At 64.3% G+C, this 17021-nt stretch carries 13 protein-coding genes and 1 tRNA gene; 6 read left to right on the plus strand and 8 right to left on the minus strand.

The window, feature by feature from the left end:
* Positions 1-7 precede the first annotated feature (7 nt).
* Positions 8-1195 carry a gephyrin-like molybdotransferase Glp gene (gene glp / locus J5M58_RS15955; RefSeq protein WP_112252170.1) on the minus strand — a complete coding sequence of 396 codons (1188 nt, stop codon included), beginning with the start codon at positions 1193-1195 and terminating at the stop codon, positions 8-10.
* A gap of 22 nt (positions 1196-1217) precedes the next feature.
* On the minus strand, positions 1218-1757 hold the full coding sequence (moaB, locus tag J5M58_RS15960) for a molybdenum cofactor biosynthesis protein B (RefSeq protein ID WP_025338313.1): 540 nt from the start codon (positions 1755-1757) through the stop codon (positions 1218-1220).
* 188 nt (positions 1758-1945) lie between these two features.
* Between moaB and J5M58_RS15965 the strand changes: the two genes are divergently transcribed.
* Together J5M58_RS15965 and J5M58_RS15970 are read left to right on the plus strand one after the other, a co-directional pair.
* The gene (locus tag J5M58_RS15965; protein WP_025338312.1) at positions 1946-2167 is read left to right on the plus strand and encodes a YgdI/YgdR family lipoprotein; all 222 of its coding nucleotides are present in this window, start codon (positions 1946-1948) and stop codon (positions 2165-2167) included.
* 80 nt (positions 2168-2247) lie between these two features.
* A tRNA-Pro gene (locus J5M58_RS15970) sits at positions 2248-2324 on the plus strand.
* 190 nt (positions 2325-2514) lie between these two features.
* Here the strand turns inward: J5M58_RS15970 and mqo are convergent.
* The 3 genes from mqo to J5M58_RS15985 all read right to left on the minus strand — a co-directional run bounded on the left by mqo (position 2515) and on the right by J5M58_RS15985 (position 7972).
* The gene (gene mqo / locus J5M58_RS15975; RefSeq protein WP_207878708.1) at positions 2515-4089 is read right to left on the minus strand and encodes a malate dehydrogenase (quinone); all 1575 of its coding nucleotides are present in this window, start codon (positions 4087-4089) and stop codon (positions 2515-2517) included.
* A 311-nt stretch (positions 4090-4400) separates the two neighbouring features.
* Complete coding sequence (locus J5M58_RS15980; protein WP_112252120.1) at positions 4401-6017, minus strand: methyl-accepting chemotaxis protein; 1617 nt, start codon at positions 6015-6017, stop codon at positions 4401-4403.
* Between the two features lie 191 nt (positions 6018-6208).
* A complete protein-coding gene (locus J5M58_RS15985) occupies positions 6209-7972 on the minus strand; it encodes an ABC transporter transmembrane domain-containing protein (protein ID WP_112252169.1) in 1764 nt (587 codons plus the stop codon).
* 212 nt (positions 7973-8184) lie between these two features.
* Here J5M58_RS15985 and J5M58_RS15990 point away from each other — a divergent pair, with 212 nt between their 5' ends.
* Positions 8185-8358: a PA1571 family protein gene (locus J5M58_RS15990; RefSeq protein ID WP_166674232.1), complete on the plus strand. Its 174-nt coding sequence runs from the start codon at positions 8185-8187 to the stop codon at positions 8356-8358.
* Positions 8359-8531: 173 nt separating this feature from the next.
* Here J5M58_RS15990 and pdxB read toward each other — a convergent pair whose 3' ends face one another.
* From pdxB to rlmM, 3 genes are all read right to left on the minus strand, one after another.
* Positions 8532-9674, minus strand: a complete 1143-nt coding sequence (gene pdxB, locus J5M58_RS15995; RefSeq protein ID WP_207878710.1) for a 4-phosphoerythronate dehydrogenase PdxB — start codon at positions 9672-9674, stop codon at positions 8532-8534.
* A gap of 60 nt (positions 9675-9734) precedes the next feature.
* Positions 9735-9977: a sulfurtransferase TusA gene (gene tusA, locus J5M58_RS16000; protein ID WP_112252118.1), complete on the minus strand. Its 243-nt coding sequence runs from the start codon at positions 9975-9977 to the stop codon at positions 9735-9737.
* A 175-nt stretch (positions 9978-10152) separates the two neighbouring features.
* Positions 10153-11217, minus strand: coding sequence for a 23S rRNA (cytidine(2498)-2'-O)-methyltransferase RlmM (gene rlmM, locus J5M58_RS16005; RefSeq protein ID WP_112252117.1), 1065 nt, complete (start codon positions 11215-11217; stop codon positions 10153-10155).
* A 216-nt stretch (positions 11218-11433) separates the two neighbouring features.
* Between rlmM and acnA the strand changes: the two genes are divergently transcribed.
* The 3 genes from acnA (at position 11434) to J5M58_RS16020 (ending at position 16915) form a co-directional block, all read left to right on the plus strand.
* On the plus strand, positions 11434-14175 hold the full coding sequence (acnA, locus tag J5M58_RS16010; RefSeq protein ID WP_207878712.1) for an aconitate hydratase AcnA: 2742 nt from the start codon (positions 11434-11436) through the stop codon (positions 14173-14175).
* 199 nt (positions 14176-14374) lie between these two features.
* On the plus strand, positions 14375-15151 hold the full coding sequence (locus J5M58_RS16015; RefSeq protein WP_207878714.1) for a CPBP family intramembrane glutamic endopeptidase: 777 nt from the start codon (positions 14375-14377) through the stop codon (positions 15149-15151).
* A gap of 198 nt (positions 15152-15349) precedes the next feature.
* Positions 15350-16915 (plus strand): PAS domain-containing methyl-accepting chemotaxis protein, encoded by a 1566-nt coding sequence (locus J5M58_RS16020; protein WP_112252114.1) that lies wholly within the window; start codon positions 15350-15352, stop codon positions 16913-16915.
* Positions 16916-17021: the final 106 nt, after the last annotated feature.

Raw genomic sequence — 17021 nt, forward strand, 5'->3', positions numbered from 1 at the left:
GACCCGCTCAGCCAAGCAGTTCGCTGAACGGGATGAATGGCACGCTGTCACCCTGCTTCGGCGTACTGCCTTCACGAACTTCGACCAGCCCATCGGCCCAGGCCGCACTGCGCAGCACGCCAGAACTCTGGTTCTTGTAGATGCGCACCTGCCCTTGTTCGACGCGGGCGCGCAAGTACTCGCGGCGCGTGCCGGGCTTGGGCCAGTCAAAGCCGGCCGGCATGTCGAAGCGCAACGGCGTGACATCGGTCACGCCCTGGCGCCGCAACAGGTAGGGTCGTGTCAGCAGGCCGAAGGTGACCAGGGTCGAGGCCGGGTTACCCGGCAGGCCGATTACCGGCACACCCTGGAAGTGGCCGAAGGTCAGCGGCTTGCCCGGTTTGATCGCCAGCTTCCACAAGGCCAGTTCGCCAGCTTCGCGCAGGGCGGCGCCGAGGTAGTCGGCCTCGCCTACCGAGACACCGCCGGTGGACAGGATCAGGTCGACATCGCCCAGTTCGGCCAGGCAGGTGCGGGTGCGTGCCAGGTCATCCGGCAGGATGCCCGCATCGACCACCTCGCAGCCCAGCCGCTGCAACCAGCTTACCAGCAGCCGACGGTTGCTGTTGTAGATCTGCCCCGGCCCCAGCGGCAGGCCGGGTTCGACCAGTTCGTCACCGGTGGACAGCACCGCTACCCGCACCTTGCGCACCACATCCAGGCGGCCGTGGCCCAAGGTCGCAGCCAGGCCCAGCTCGATCGGCCCCAGCCGGGTGCCGGCGCTCATCACCTGTTCGCCCTTGCGGGTTTCCTGGCCTTGGGGACGAATGTTCTGCCCGGTCTTCAGCGCTTCGAGAAAACGTACCCGGCCATCCTCCGTCACTTCGGTGTTTTCCTGCATCTCGACGCAGTCGGCACCTTCGGGCAGCGGTGCCCCGGTGAAGATGCGCGCACAGGTGCCCGGTTGCAGCGGCTGCGGCGCATGGCCGGCAAAAATCCGCTGGCTGACCGGCAGTGGTTCGCCCTGCCAGTCGGCCAGGCGCAAGGCATAACCATCCATGGCGCTGTTCGGCCAAGGCGGCAGGTCGAGCGAGGCCACCAGGTCGGTGGCCAGCACTCGGCCCTCCGCCTCGGCCAGCGGCAGGTTCTCGGCATCGCGGATCGGTGCCGCCTCGGCCAACGCCAGCAGCTGCTCCAGGGCCTGTTCCACCGGCATCAGCGGCCGGGCCTGGCGCACCTCAGCCACGGCTGTCGCAGGCCGCTGCCTGCTTCAGGTGCGGCACGAAGTTGCACGGGCGATGGCGGGCATCCAGCTGCTCGGCGAGGATACCGTCCCAACCAGTGCGCACCGCGTTGGTCGAACCCGGCAGGCAGCACACCAGGGTACCGTTGGCCAGCCCGGCCAGGGCGCGCGACTGCACGGTGGAGGTGCCGATGTCGGCCACGGAAATCTGCCGGAACAGTTCGCCAAAACCTTCTACCTGCTTGTCCAGCAGGCAGGCCACGGCCTCGGGCGTACTGTCGCGACCGGTAAAGCCGGTGCCGCCGGTGATCAGCACCACCTGCACGCTGTCATCGGCAATCCAGGTGGCGACCTGGGCGCGAATCTTGTACAGGTCGTCTTTGAGCAGCACACGCTCGGCCAAGCGATGGCCAGCTGCACTCAGCCGGTCGACGAACAGCTGGCCGGAGGTATCGGTGTCGAAGGTACGTGTGTCGCTGACCGTGAGCACGGCGATGTTCAGCGGCACGAAGGGGGTATCTGCCTTGGCTTTCATGGGGGTCCGTCACAACAGGATGGGATGGCGGCAGTTATAACACAGCGCACGCCCATCACAGCGTGACGCCCATGGCCCTTGCCCTCGATCAATGCCACGGTTTTGCCGCTATGCTGCACTGTAGACGGAACTTGCGTGGACGCCCTGCGTCTTAATGTCATCTAGCACCATCGCACTGGAGAAACACGATGATTCAACGGACCCTACCCGCCTTCCTGCTCGCCTTGGGCCTGGGCGCCCTCGCTGGCTGCGCATCGCCAACCGTCATTACCCTGAACGACGGTCGCGAAATCCAGGCCACCGACACACCGAAGTTCGACGAAGACTCGGGCTTCTACGAATTCGAGCAGCTGGACGGCAAGCGCACGCGCCTGAACAAGGACCAGATCCGCACCGTGAAAGAGCTCTGATCGCAGCCTGTTTTTTGCAAAGGCCCTTTCAACAACAAGGGCTTGCGTGCAAAAAAAGTATGCAGTAGGATTTCTTTCATCGGAGTGTAGCGCAGCCAGGTAGCGCGTCTCGTTCGGGACGAGAAGGCCGCAGGTTCGAATCCTGTCTCTCCGACCAGATCCTCATCAAAAAGCCCGCCTTGTGCGGGCTTTTTGTTGCGCATTGAAAAGTCCCTGTAGGAGCGGCCTTGTGTCGCGATGGGCCGCAAAGCGGCCCCAGATCCCGGCATCGCTGCACATATCGCCGGGGCTGCTTGGCAGCCCTCTCGCGACACAAGGCCGCTCCTACAAAGGGCTGCGTCAACCGGTCATAACGCTTGCTCGGCCTCCACCGGCACATACAGCAACTGCAGGCGCTCGCTGCTCCATGCCCGGGTCTGGTTGGTCAGCGCCAGGTTGTTGTTCAGCTTCTGCCCATAGCTCGGCACGATTTCCTTGAGCCTGGCCTGCCAGGCTGGCGACTGGATACGGTCCTTGAAGGTCTTTTCCAGCACGGTCAGCATGATCGGCGCCGCAGTCGAGGCGCCCGGCGAGGCGCCCAGCAACGCAGCGATGCTGCCGTCCTGTGCCGCCACTACTTCAGTACCGAACTGCAGCACACCGCCCAGTACCGGGTCCTTCTTGATCACCTGCACCCGCTGGCCGGCCTGCAGCAGCTTCCAGTCCTCGTTCTTGGCGTTGGGGAAATACTCGCGCAGCGCGTTCATGCGGTCATCGAAACTGAGCATCAACTGCCCCATCAGGTAGGTGCTGAGGTCGATGTTGTCGATACCGGCATTGACCATCGGCAGCACATTGTGGCTGTTCAGCGAGGCGAACATATCCAGTAGCGAGCCGTGCTTGAGGTACTTGGTGGAGAAGGTCGCGAACGGGCCGAACAGCAGCACCTGCTTGCCATCGATCATCCGCGTGTCCAGGTGTGGTACCGACATCGGCGGTGCACCGACCGAGGCCTTGCCGTACAGTTTGGCCTGGTGGCGGGCGACCAGGTCGGGGTTGTCGGTCATCAGGAACTGGCCACCGACCGGGAAGCCGGCATAGCCTTCGGCTTCGGGGATGCCCGACTTCTGCAGCAGCTTCAGCGCGCCACCACCAGCACCGATGAACACGAAGCGGGCGTTGACGGCCTTTTCCTCGCCGCCGTTGGCCAGGTCAGCCACCCGCACATGCCAGGTGCCGTCATCGTTGCGCACGATGTCGCGCACCTCATGACGCAGGTTAAGCGACACATTGGGGTTGCGGCTCATCGCAGCGAACAACTGGCGGGTGATTTCGCCGAAGTTCACGTCCGTACCGATGGCCATGCGCGTGGCGGCAATTTTCTGGTCCGGGTCACGGCCTTCCATCACCAGCGGTGCCCATTTGCGGATCTGCTCATGGTCTTCGGAAATTTCCATGCCGCGGAACAGCGAGCTGTGCTGCAGGGCGTCGACGCGCTTGTGCAGGAAGGCGACGTTGTCATCACCCCACACAAAGCTCATGTGCGGCACGTTGTTGATGAACGACTTCGGGTTGCTCAGCACGCCCTGTTCGACCTGATAGGCCCAGAACTGCTTGGAAACCTCGAACTGCTCGTTGACCCCCACGGCTTTGCTGATGTCGATGCTACCGTCCTTGCCGACGCTGGTGTAGTTCAGCTCACAGAACGCGGAGTGGCCGGTACCGGCGTTGTTCCAGGCGTTGGAGCTTTCTTCGGCTACCTGATCCAGGCGTTCGTAGACGTCGACCTTCCAGGAAGGCTCCAGTTCGGTGAGGTAGGTGCCCAGGCTGGCACTCATGATGCCACCACCAATCAGCAACACGTCGACGGTCTTTTCCGGCTCCGCGGGTTTGGAGCAGCCGATGACGCCCAGGCAGAGGAACGTCAGCAGGAATTTCTTCATTGATGTTATCCAGTTGTTGTGTACACGCGCGGCGCCTTGAGCAGGGAACGTGCCAACTGGGTCTGGAGCAGTGAATACAGGGGACAGATGACTGGGAGGATGGCGAAAATCCGCCAGAGGGCCGGATGCATTGCAATGAAATGGCGGATTTCCCCGCCTTGCGCAGCCCTTGTAGGAGCGGCCTTGTGTCGCGATGGGCTGCAAAGCAGCCCCAGTATTTCGCAAAAATGTTGATATCGAAGGGGGCTGCTTTGCAGCCCATCGCGACACAAGGCCGCTCCTACAGGGACCGCGTCAGGCATGTGGAGGCGTCAGGCGGTGAGGCGGGAGGTGACTTCGCCCAGCTGCCCCGACAGGCCATGCAGGCGCTGCCCCGCCTGTTCGGTATGCTGCACCGCCTGCTGATTGGCCGTGGCGATGCGGGTGATTTCGATCAGGTTGCGCGAGATGTCTTCCGCCACGCTGGTCTGTTCTTCTGCTGCCGTGGCGATCTGCCGATTCATGTCGCGGATCGCCTCCACCGCCAGGGTGATGCGCTGCAGCATCTGCCCGGCCTGCTGCACCTGCTCGGCACCTTCCTCACTGCGCTGCTGGCCGCTTTCGATGGCCTTGACCGCCTCCACCGCCCCCGACTGCACCGCTTCGATGATCTGGTGGATTTCGGCGATCGACGCCGCCGTGCGCTGGGCCAGGCTGCGCACCTCATCGGCAACGACGGCAAAACCACGCCCGGCCTCGCCGGCACGGGCCGCTTCGATGGCCGCGTTGAGCGCCAGCAGGTTGGTCTGCTCGGCAATGCCACGGATCACTTCGAGGACTTTGCCAATGCGTGTGCTGTCATGCTCCAGATCGCGAATCACCGCCGCCGTGCCGGCAATTTCGCGGTTGACCACGCCGATGATGTCGATGGTCTGCTGCATCACCTGCTCGCCCGCCTGGGCACTGTGGTCGGCATCGTCCGCCGCGCGAGCGGCCTCGGCGGCGTGGCGGGCGACTTCCTGGGCAGTGGCGGACATCTCGTGCATGGCCGTGGCCACCTGGTCGGTGCGCTGGAACTGGTCGTGGGTACCACGGGCCATGTCACCGGCAATGCTGCGCAACTGGCCGCTGGCGCCTTCCAGTTCCTGGGCGTTGTCCTGCAGCCGGCCTACCGTGTCGGCGAGAAAGTCGCGCAGGGTGTTGGCGGCCCGCGCCAGGCGGCCCAGTTCGTCCTCGCGGCGGCTGTCTACCCGGGCGGCAAAGCGGCCCTGGCTAAGCTGCGCGACATACTCGATCAACTGGCGGATCGGCTCGATCAGGCTGCGGTTGACCAGCCACAGGCTGAACAGCCCCACCAACACGGCTGAAGCCAGCATCACCAGCAGGCCCAGCCATACCGTGCGTTCGGCGCCAGCACTGAGGCTGGCGGCATGCTGTCGGGCTTCGGCACGCAGTTGCTCGACCAGTTCGCTCATCTGCTCGCTGGCAGCGCGGTCCACACCCTTTACCGCCTGGTCGCCAGCCACCGGATCGCCGCCTGCCGCCAGGAATGCCTGGCGCCCCTGCGCATAGGCCTGGCCCAGCTGTCGGTGGCTATCACGCAGTTGCTGCAGCGGCGCTTCAAGCCTGGCGTCGCTGCTATCGATCAATTGCCCGAGCAGTTGCTGCACCTGCTGCTCGCGAGCCTGGAACTGCTGCCAGTACTTGTCCATGTCAGCCGGCTGGCGCCCGCGCAACAGCACGTTCTTCCACTCCTGCACCTGGATCTTGAACTGCAGGTTGGCTTCGTCGATCAATTGCGAGGCCCGCAGCGGCCCGTCAACCAGCTCGGCGTAGCCGCGCACGCTGGAAGAGAGAAACTGGAAGCACACCAGGGCGATCAGCAACATCGCCACCAGACTGCCGCCGAGCAGGGAGAGAATTTGCACTCTGAGGGATTTACGCAGCATCTTGGATCTCGGAAAACAGGAGGAAGACCGGGGGCCGCGCAAGTTGGCAATAGGGTGCAACGCAGCCCGGTTGCTGGCAGGCCAAAAAAAGGCTGCCATCAAGCAATGGCAGCCAGGTCGAGCACTTACGCAACAGTAGAGCTAGATACTCTCAGGCAAATACTACAGAAATGTTACAACGCCACTACAAGCTACCCCGTGGTGAACTGCAAGGCCGCCAGCCGGGCATACAGCGGGCTCTCTTCGATCAACTGGCGATGCGTCCCCACTGCCACCAGCCGGCCCTTGTCGATGACCGCGATACGGTCGGCATGCTGCACTGTAGCCAGGCGATGGGCGATAACCAGGGTGGTGCGCCCGGCCATCAGGCTTGGCAGCGCCTGCTGGATCAGGTGTTCGCTTTGTGCGTCGAGTGCGCTGGTGGCTTCATCCAGCAACAGGATCGGCGCATCGACCAGCAATGCACGGGCGATGGCCAGGCGCTGCCGCTGCCCGCCGGACAGGCCGATGCCACCCTCGCCCAGCGGTGTCTGGTAGCCCTGCGGCAACTGCCGGATGAATGCGTCGGCATAGGCGCCCCGGGCCGCTGCCTCGACCTCGGCCAGGGTCGCCTCGGGCCTGCCATAACGGATGTTGGCCTCGACCGTGCCGCGAAACAGCGAGGGGTTCTGTGCCACCAGGGCGAACTGCTGGCGCAGTTGTTCGGGGTCGAGTTCGGTGATAGCCCGGCCATCGAGCAGGATGCGCCCTTGCTGGGGGTCGTAGAAACGCAGCAACAAATCGAACAAGGTCGACTTCCCCGCCCCCGAGGGGCCCACCAGCGCCACGGTCTGCCCCGGCTCGATGACCAGGCTCAGGCCATCGACAGCCGCCACCGACGGCCGTGACGGATAGGCGAACACCAACTGCTGCAACTCGATACGCCCACTGGCCCGCTGCTGGGGCAGCGCCTGCGCCACAGCGGGCGGCAGGATCGCACTGCGTGCAGCCAACAGTTCGGCAATGCGCTCGGCCGCGCCCGCCGCCCGCTGCAACTCGCCGATCACCTCGCTGAGGGTGCCAAAGGCACTGCCGACGATCAGGCTGTAGAACACGAATGCGGCCAGTTCGCCTGCGGAAATGCGCCCGGCGATCACGTCCATGCCGCCGACCCACAACATCACCCCCACCGCTCCCAGTACCAGCACGATCACCAGGGTGATAAGCCAGGCACGCTGGGCAATCCGTTGCCGGGCCACGGCAAACGCCGCTTCGACCGTGCCGGCGAACAGTTCGCGGTCATGCGCCTGGTGGTTGTAGGCCTGCACGGTCTTGATCTGCCCGAGGGTCTCGGCCACATAGCTGCCCACATCGGCCACCCGGTCCTGGCTCTGCCGCGACAGGCTGCGTACCCGGCGGCCGAACAGCAGGATCGGCGCCAGTACCAGCGGCAAAGCCACCACCACGATGCTGGTGAGCTTGGGGTTGGTGACGAACAGCAACACCACGCCACCGATGACCATCAGTGCGTTGCGCAGGAACATCGACAACGAAGAGCCAATTACCGATTGCAACAAGGTGGTGTCGGCGGTCAACCGCGACTGGATCTCGGAACTGCGGTTGTCTTCGAAAAAACCAGGATGCAAGCCGATCAGGTGGTCGAACACGGCCCGACGGATATCGGCCACGCAGCGCTCGCCGATCCACGACACGAGGTAGAAGCGGCTGAAGGTACCCACCGCCAAGGCCACCACCAGCAACAGGAACAGGCCGATGGTCTGGTTGAGCTGATGCGCGGAGCGGGTCATGAAGCCCTGGTCCACCAGCAGGCGGATGCCCTGGCCCATGGACAGGGTGATGGCGGCGGTGACTACCAGGGCCAACAAGGCCAGCAGCACCTGCCGACGGTATGGGCGGACAAACTGCCAACCCAGGCGCAAGGCGCGGCGTTGACGCGGGGAAACCGATTCGGGCATGGCGCTGACCACGATAGAGGGAAACCGCAGCCTATCACTCATCCACGCCTATGGAACCCTTGCCGGGTTGCTATAGCCTATCGATCTAACCAGGCTATGGAGCTTTGCTGCCGTTTCTGCTGGACTGTGCCTGCCGTGACCCTGCCGGCACTGTCACAGGCCAGTCACGGCACAGGGTTAACCTGCGCTTGAACCTGATGAGGAGACAATACATGAGCTTGCAGCATGGCAGCGACAACCAGAAGCCCCGGACCACCCCACCGCCGCAGGTGTGCGGTTCGATCATCGATGCCCAGGGGCGCGAAGTACCGATCACCGAGCAGATGATCCAGCAGGCCTGCAAGGCCCTGGAAGAAAGCCGGGTCGAGCGCGTACGCAAAGGTTGATCGGCGAATTCTTGCAACCCGGCGCTTGCGCCGGGTTTTTATTTGCCTGAATCCTGTGCTGGCCCTTTCGCGGGTAAACCCGCTCCCACAGGTACCCGTTGACCTCAAGGCTTGTGCGGTCCCTGTGGGAGCGGGTTTACCCGCGAAGAGGCCGGCACAGCTTCGACAGGCTGTCAGACCAACACCCCACCCAAGGCACTGACCAGCTGCGCCAACTGCGGCGATTCCCCGCGCAAGCGCACCGCCAGCCCTTCGATCTCACGCCGTGGCGGGTACTGCTTGCGCAATTGATCGAACGCTGCACGCTGTTGCTGCGGGTCGTCGCTGAGGCTGCGACGGAAATCTGCATCGTCGCGGCGTGGGTCGTACACCGCGCGGCACAAGGTGGCCAAGGCCCAGGCCGGGTCGGTGCTGGCATCCAGCTCGATCTGCGCCAGCGGCGGCCGCGGTAGCAGGTCGGCCAGTTGCACCTGTTCACCGACACCAAGGAAGCGGCACAGCGCCTGGTAGATCTGCGCCGTACCGCGCTGGCGGCCATCGAGGCTGTAGCCGGCAATGTGCGGCGAAGCCAGTGTGCACAGGTCGGCCAGTTGCAGGTCGACTTGCGGCTCGCCTTCCCACACATCCAGCACTGCATGTACATCTTCGCGGTCCAGCAGCAGTTCGCGCAGGGCGGCGTTGTCCACTACCGGGCCACGGCTGGCATTGACCAGCCAGGCACCCGGGCGCAACTGTGCCAGCTGCGCCTGGCCCAGCAGATGCCAGGTCGGGTGCTCGCCGCCACGCTGCAAGGGGGTGTGCAGGCTGATCACATCGCATTGTTGCAGGATGGTTTCGAGGCTGACGTAGTCGCCGCCCTCGGCGGCCTGGCGCAGCGGGTCGCATACCAGTACCTTCCAGCCCAGGCCGTGCAGCACCCGCACCAGGCGGCCACCCACCTCACCCGCGCCGACCACGCCATATACGCGCTCGGGCAGTGCCACGCCATCCAGCTCGGCCAGAGTCAGCAGGCTACCCAGCACGTAATCGACCACACCGCGGGCATTGCAGCCCGGTGCGCTGCTCCATTGGATGCCGGCTTCGGCAAAGTAGTCCAGGTCGAGGTGGTCGGTGCCGATGGTGCAGGTGCCGACAAAGCGCACGCGGCTGCCTTCGAGCAACTGGCGGTCGACCTTGCTCACCGAGCGCACCAGCAGGATGTCGGCGTCCCTTACGCTGGCGGCATCGAGGCTTCGGCCGGGGTAACGGCGGATTTCGCCGAAACCCTGGAAGAAAGCATCGAGCAGCGGGATGTTCTCGTCTGCAACTATCAGCATGGCGCTCTCCTGTCTGGGGAACGCAGTGTAGGCGCAACGCCGGGCGTGTTCCAGAGCGGCTCAGTCGGCTTTCTTGCGGATCCAGTACAGGAAGGTACCGGCGTCTTCCTGCTGCTGCAGCAGTTCGTGGCCGAGGAAGTTGCAGAACTTGGGGATGTCGCGGCGGGTCGAGGGATCGGTGGCGATGACCTTGAGCAGGCCGCCAGCGGCCAGGGCGCGCACGTGCTGGTGCAGCATCATCACCGGTTCCGGGCAGTTCAGGCCGGTGGCATCGAGGATGGCGTCGGGGGTGAAATCGGTCATGAGGGACTCCGCAAATGATCGCTATTGTCGCGCATAGTACCGCGTGGACCAAGGGGGCGCTGTGCGGCCCAATCGCCGGCAAGCCAGTGCCCACAGGATTGCAGCAAGCCTGAAACAATTGCATCCCTGTGGGGGCTGGCTTGCCGGCGATTGGGCTGCAAAGCAGCCCGCGAAATCACCGCAGTTTCAGATCGAGCCGACGCAGATGGCAGGTCACTTCCTCACGGTCGTGATACAGCTGCTTGCAAGCAATCGACACCTTGATCTTGCGCGCCTTGAAGGTCGCCTCCATGCGCTCGAGCAGCCGGCGTACTTCGGCATAGCGCTGCTTCATCGGCAACTTCAGGTTGACCACCGCCTCACGGCACAACCCCTCGCCCAGCCAGGTCTCGATCAGCGAGGTGGTACGCGCCGGTTTCTCGACGATGTCGCACACCATCCAGTCCACCGGCTGCTTCGGTTGCCAGGTGAAACCATCGGCCATCAGGTGCTGGACCAAGCCGGTGTCCATCAAGCTCTCGGCCATCGGCCCGTTGTCGATGGCAGTCACCAGCATGCCCCGGCGCACCAGCTGGTAGGTCCAGCCACCCGGCGACGCACCCAGGTCGACGCCGGTCATGTCATCGCCCAGGCGCTGCTCCCACTGCTCGCGCGGGATGAACTGGTGCCAGGCCTCTTCCAGTTTGAGCGTCGAGCGGCTGGGCGCCTCGCGGGGGAACTTCAGGCGTGGGATGCCCATGGGCCACAGCGCACTGTTGTTGGCCGGGGCAACACCGGCAAATACGCGGCGACCGCTGATGAAGGTGAGCAGCAGGCGTGGGCGGCTGGCGTCGTCGACCAGGCGGCCGGCCTTTTCCAGGGCCTTGCGCAGCGGCACCTCGAACTTGCGGCAGAACGTGGACAGTTCCTTGCCTTCGTTGCTGTCCAGCACTTCCAGCCACAGGCTGCCGAACAGCGGGAAGTCGGCCAGGTGCGCCAACAGCACACTGATACGGTCGCTTTCCGGCAGCTCGACATAACCGCCACGGGCCCACTGCCGCGGGAAAATCAGCTGGTTGAAGCGCAGTTCCCCCATCAAGCGCTCGGCACCGCCCTCCTCGCTACAGACAAACTCGGCACTGGCACTTTGCGGCTTGCCTTTGGCATAGCCGGCAACACCCAGGCGGGCGGCATGTTCGCTGATTTCGGCGCACACCTCACCCTCGAAACCGGGCCGGCAATGCATGAACAGGGTATTCATCTCTCACTCCACTACGGCTGGCGCACCACAGGCGCTGGCAGGGCGGCGATGATAATGGAAGATCGGAACCTGCGACACGCCCCGCCGGTCCAGAAAAGGGTCAGGTGGCGCAAAGCAGTCTAACCTGACCTTTCAGCCAGGTCCGTGCCGTGCGGATCGATACACAGCGGTGCCACCGGCAGATCTTGCCAGGCACCGGCGCAGAAGGAGTTGGCAATGCCCTCGCTCGATAGCCTGAATACCCTCAGATCACTCAAGGTCGGCGACCAGACCTACCACTACTTCAGCCTCCCCGAGGCCGCCCGCCAATTGGGCGACCTGCAGCACCTGCCCATGTCGCTGAAGGTGCTGCTGGAAAACCTGCTGCGCTGGGAGGACGGCCAGACCGTCACCGGCGACGACCTGCGCGCCCTCGCCCAATGGCTGGGTGACCGACGCTCCGACCGCGAGATCCAGTACCGCCCGGCGCGGGTGCTGATGCAGGACTTTACCGGTGTGCCGGCCGTGGTCGACCTGGCCGCCATGCGCGCAGCCATGGCCAAGGCCGGCGGCAACCCGCAGCGGATCAACCCGCTGTCACCCGTGGACCTGGTGATCGACCATTCGGTGATGGTCGACCGCTACGGCACGCCGCAGGCCTTCAGCGAGAACGTCGACATCGAGATGCAGCGCAACGGCGAGCGCTATGCCTTCCTGCGCTGGGGCCAGAGTGCCTTCGACAACTTCCGCGTGGTACCGCCGGGCACCGGCATCTGCCACCAGGTCAACCTGGAGTACCTCGGCCGCACCGTCTGGACCCGTGAGGCCGATGGTCGCACCTACGCCTTCCCCGACACTCTGGTCGGAACCGACTCACATACCACCATGATCAATGGCCTGGGCGTGCTCGGCTGGGGCGTGGGCGGCATCGAAGCGGAAGCGGCCATGCTCGGCCAGCCTGTGTCGATGCTGATCCCCGAAGTGATCGGCTTCAAGCTGACCGGCAAGCTGCGCGAAGGCATCACCGCCACCGACCTGGTGCTGACGGTGACGCAGATGCTGCGCAAGAAGGGCGTGGTGGGCAAGTTCGTCGAGTTCTATGGTGATGGCCTGGCCGAGCTGCCCTTGGCCGACCGTGCGACCATTGCCAACATGGCCCCGGAATACGGTGCCACCTGCGGCTTCTTCCCGGTCGATCAGGTGACCCTGGACTACCTGCGCCTGTCAGGGCGCCCCGAGGCGACCGTGCAACTGGTCGAGCAGTACTGCAAAGCCCAAGGGCTGTGGCGGCTGCCGGGCCAGGAGCCACTGTTCAGCGACAGCCTGGCGCTGGACATGCAAGAGGTCGAGGCCAGCCTGGCCGGGCCAAAGCGGCCGCAGGACCGGGTAGCCCTGGGCCAGGTCAGCCAGGCCTTCGACCACTTCATCGAACTGCAACCCAGACCGCTGGCCAAAGAGGTAAGCCGCCTGGAAAGCGAAGGTGGCGGCGGCGTGGCGGTGGGCAACGCCGACCAGGCCGGGGAGATCGACTACAGCCATCAAGGCCAGACCCACACCCTGCGCGATGGCGCCGTGGTGATTGCCGCGATCACCTCGTGTACCAACACCTCCAACCCCAGCGTGATGATGGCCGCCGGGCTGGTGGCGAAAAAGGCCCTGGAAAAAGGCCTGCAACGCAAACCCTGGGTCAAGAGTTCGCTGGCGCCGGGCTCAAAGGTGGTCACCGACTACTTCAAGGCCGCCGGGCTCACCACCTATCTGGACCAATTGGGGTTCGATCTGGTCGGCTATGGCTGCACAACCTGCATCGGCAACTCCGGCCCGCTGGATGAAGCGATCGAAAAAGCCATCGGCAGCGCTGACCTCACGGTGGCTTCGGTGTTGTCGGGCAACCGCAACTTCGAAGGCCGGGTGCACCCGCTGGTCAAGACCAACTGGCTGGCCTCGCCGCCGCTGGTGGTGGCCTATGCCCTGGCCGGCAGCGTGCGCCTGGACCTGACCCGCGACCCGCTGGGCACCGGCAAGGATGGCCAGCCGGTGTACCTGCGCGACATCTGGCCCAGCCAGCAGGAAATTGCCGCTGCCGTGGCCAAGGTCGACACGGCAATGTTCCACAAGGAATACGCCGAAGTGTTCGCCGGCGATGCGCAGTGGCAGGCCATCGAGGTACCCCAGGCGGCCACCTACGTGTGGCAGGCCGACTCCACCTATATCCAGCATCCACCATTCTTCGACGACATCGGCGGGCCTCCCCCGCAAATCACCGACATCCAGGGTGCGCGGATTCTGGCGCTGCTGGGTGACTCGGTGACCACCGACCACATTTCCCCGGCCGGCAACATCAAGGCCGACAGCCCGGCCGGGCGCTACCTGCGCGAGAAGGGAGTGGAGCCCCGCGACTTCAACTCCTACGGCTCGCGGCGTGGCAACCATGAAGTGATGATGCGCGGTACCTTCGCCAACATCCGCATCCGCAACGAAATGCTGGCGGGCGAAGAAGGCGGCAACACCCTGCACGTGCCCAGCGGCGAGAAACTGTCGATCTACGACGCGGCCATGCGCTACCAGCAGGAAGGCACTGCACTGGTAGTGATCGCCGGCCAGGAATACGGCACCGGCTCGAGCCGAGACTGGGCGGCCAAGGGCACCAACCTGCTGGGGGTCAAGGCGGTGCTGGCGGAGAGCTTCGAGCGCATTCACCGTTCCAACCTGGTAGGCATGGGCGTGCTGCCGCTGCAGTTCAAGGCCGGACACAACCGCAAGCAACTGGGGCTGACCGGCAAGGAGAAGATCGATGTGCTGGGCTTGAACGGCGCACAGATTCGCCCGGGCATGAGCCTGCCCTTGCGCATCACCCGCGAGGATGGGCAGCAGGAGCAGTTTGAGGTGCTGTGCCGGATCGATACGCTGAATGAAGTGGAATACTTCAAGGCGGGGGGAATATTGCATTATGTGTTGCGTCAGCTGATTGCTGGTTGAGGCGCGTATGCTTGGGGCTGCTGTGCACGCCGATCGCCTGTAGGAGCGGCCTTGTGTCGCGATGGGCCGCATAGCGGCCCCAGATTTCAGCTTCGCCGCTGCTATCGAGCGGGGCCGCTGCGCGCCCCATCGCGACACAAGGCCGCTCCTACAGACGACGCGTAGCGGCCCGTTTCCGTTTACCCGAAAAGGACCACTCGTGCCTCGCTTCCACCTGATCGCACTTTTACTCCTGGCACTCGGCTACACCCTCGCCCTGAGCCATGGCAGCCTCGACATCACCACCCTGCCCACCTTCCTCGCCCTGCTCGCCAGCGCCTTGCTCGCTCGTCGCCCCCAGCGCTGGCTACAAGCCCTGGGCCACGCATCGTTCATCCTGCTGGCCATCGCCCTGGCATTGCACTGGCTGCCCGGTTTCAACGCAGCCAAGGTCATCGACGGGGTCATCCTGAGCCCTGGCGCTTTGCCTTTCACGATGTACCTGAACCTGGACAAACCGCTGATTGGCGCCTGGCTGCTGCTGGCCTGCCCTTGGCTGTTCCTGTGGCGCAGCCAGGGCCTGGCGACCAGCCTGCTATTCGCCCTGCCCCTGACCCTGCTTGCCTGCCTGGGTGGTGCCTGGGCACTGGGCACGCTTGCCTGGGCCCCGAAATGGCCCGACCAGGCCTGGCTCTGGCTGCTGAACAACCTGCTGCTGGTAAGCCTGGCCGAAGAACTGTTGTTCCGCGGTTACATCCAGGCCGGCCTGCAACGGCTGCTGCGCCACCAAGGGCTGGCATTGCTCGCCACCGCCTTGCTGTTCGGCCTGGCCCACCTGGGGGCCGGCTGGCAATGGGTGTACCTGGCCACGCTTGCCGGTTTCGGCTACGGCCTGGCGTACCGCTGGGGCGGCGTGGCGGCGGCGGTGCTCTGCCATTTCGCCCTGAACCTGGTGCACTTCACCCTGTTCAGCTATCCGATGCTGGCTCTTGGCTAGCCAATCGGTCATCATTCGACTTATCCGTCATGAAACAGCAGTAAAAACGCAATAATGAGCCCAACTTGCTCAAATGTGCTCGTTGGCTAACGCAGATCGAGTGATGGCTTATTGCCACAGATCAAGCACATTAAATATCCATTCAATAAAACCAGCGGCTTGCCGATACCTGTCGAAAGCCCTGCGGACTATCAACCCATGCGTAACAACCAGCCGATTACCCAGAGAGAACGGACTTTCCCTGCCCAGCAGCGGTTGATCTCCACCACCAATGCCAAAGGTGTGATCACTTACTGCAACGATGCCTTCATCGAGATCAGTGGTTTCACCCGCGAAGAACTGACCGGTGCGCCGCACAACCTGGTGCGCCACCCCGATGTGCCGCCAGCGGTGTTTGCCCATATGTGGCAAACCCTCAAGCAGGGCCAGCCGTGGATGGGCATCGTCAAGAACCGCTGCAAGTCCGGCGACCACTACTGGGTCAATGCCTATGTCACGCCGATCTTCGACAACAACCAGGTGGTCGGCTTCGAATCAGTGCGGGTCAAGCCTACCGCCGAGCAGGTCCGCCGCGCCGAGGCGCTGTACCAGCGCATCAACCAGGGCAAGCCGGCGGTACCGCGCCGGGACAAGTGGCTGCCGGTGCTGCAGGACTGGTTGCCGTTCATCCTGATCAGCCAGGTGGGCTTCCTGATCGGCAACTGGCTGGGCCATTCCTGGGGCTTCGCCCTGGCTGCCGGGCTTTCCGTACCGCTGGGCCTGCTGGGCCTGAGCTGGCAGCAGCGCGGCCTCAAACGCCTGCTGCGCCTGGCCGAACAGACCACCTCCGACCCGCTGATCGCGCAGATGTACACCGACAGCCGTGGCGTGCAGGCGCGCCTGGAAATGGCCATGCTCAGCCAGGACGCACGTATGAAAACCTGCCTGACCCGCCTGCAGGACAGCGCCGAACACCTCAGCGAACAGGCGCGTCAGTCCGATGTGCTGGCGCACAAGAGTTCTTCGGGCCTGGAACGCCAGCGAGTGGAGACCGAGCAGGTTGCCGCTGCGGTCAACCAGATGGCCGCCACCACCCAGGAAGTGGCCAACCACGTGCAGCGCACCGCCGATGCCACCCAGGAAGCCAACCGCCTGACCAGCCAGGGCCGGCAGATTGCCGGTGAAACCCGCGAGGCCATCGAACGCCTCTCGGCGGCGGTGGGCGAGACCGGCCAGACGGTGACGCAACTGGCCAAGGACAGTGATGAGATTGGTGGCGTGGTCGATGTGATCAAGGGCATCGCCGACCAGACCAACCTGCTGGCGCTGAACGCGGCCATCGAAGCGGCACGTGCCGGTGAAATGGGCCGAGGCTTTGCCGTGGTGGCCGACGAAGTGCGCCAGCTGGCCCAGCGCACTGCCGAATCCACCGGGCAGATCCACGGCCTGATCGCCAAGCTGCAACAAACCGCCAGCAATGCCGTACTGACCATGGAAACCGGCCATCGCCAGGCGCAGGAAGGCGTCGACCGTGTGATGCAGGCCGACGAGGCGCTGGTGGGCATCAGTGAGGCGGTTGCCAACATTACCGACATGGCAACCCAGATTGCTGCAGCGACCGAGGAGCAGACTGCGGTGGCTGACGAGATTAGCCGCAACATCAGCACCATCGCCGACCTGGCCGACCAGACTGCCGAACAGGCCCAGCATTCGGCGCTGCTAAGCGAAGAGCTGACCACCACGGCGGGTACCCAGTACTCGCTGGTGGAGCGGTTCAACCGCTAGGGCGGCTTCCAGAGGTACGGCAGCACTTGTAGCTGCGCCGTACCTTTGGGATTAACTGCTTTGCGCAAAACTCAGAAGATTGCGCGGTCACTGTGGGAGCGGGTTC

Source organism: Pseudomonas sp. 32_A (assembly GCF_017490905.1).
Classification (GTDB): domain Bacteria; phylum Pseudomonadota; class Gammaproteobacteria; order Pseudomonadales; family Pseudomonadaceae; genus Aquipseudomonas; species Aquipseudomonas inefficax.

Coding starts and splice junctions, on each gene's coding strand:
- J5M58_RS15990 (WP_166674232.1), top strand. CDS start 8,185: ATGAGCTTGCAGCATGGCAGCGACAACCAGAAGCCCCGGACCACCCCA.
- rlmM (WP_112252117.1), bottom strand. CDS start 11,217: ATGAATACCCTGTTCATGCATTGCCGGCCCGGTTTCGAGGGTGAGGTG.
- moaB (WP_025338313.1), bottom strand. CDS start 1,757: ATGAAAGCCAAGGCAGATACCCCCTTCGTGCCGCTGAACATCGCCGTG.
- mqo (WP_207878708.1), bottom strand. CDS start 4,089: ATGAAGAAATTCCTGCTGACGTTCCTCTGCCTGGGCGTCATCGGCTGC.
- J5M58_RS15980 (WP_112252120.1), bottom strand. CDS start 6,017: ATGCTGCGTAAATCCCTCAGAGTGCAAATTCTCTCCCTGCTCGGCGGC.
- acnA (WP_207878712.1), top strand. CDS start 11,434: ATGCCCTCGCTCGATAGCCTGAATACCCTCAGATCACTCAAGGTCGGC.
- J5M58_RS15985 (WP_112252169.1), bottom strand. CDS start 7,972: ATGCCCGAATCGGTTTCCCCGCGTCAACGCCGCGCCTTGCGCCTGGGT.
- pdxB (WP_207878710.1), bottom strand. CDS start 9,674: ATGCTGATAGTTGCAGACGAGAACATCCCGCTGCTCGATGCTTTCTTC.
- J5M58_RS16020 (WP_112252114.1), top strand. CDS start 15,350: ATGCGTAACAACCAGCCGATTACCCAGAGAGAACGGACTTTCCCTGCC.
- glp (WP_112252170.1), bottom strand. CDS start 1,195: ATGCCGGTGGAACAGGCCCTGGAGCAGCTGCTGGCGTTGGCCGAGGCG.
- J5M58_RS15965 (WP_025338312.1), top strand. CDS start 1,946: ATGATTCAACGGACCCTACCCGCCTTCCTGCTCGCCTTGGGCCTGGGC.
- tusA (WP_112252118.1), bottom strand. CDS start 9,977: ATGACCGATTTCACCCCCGACGCCATCCTCGATGCCACCGGCCTGAAC.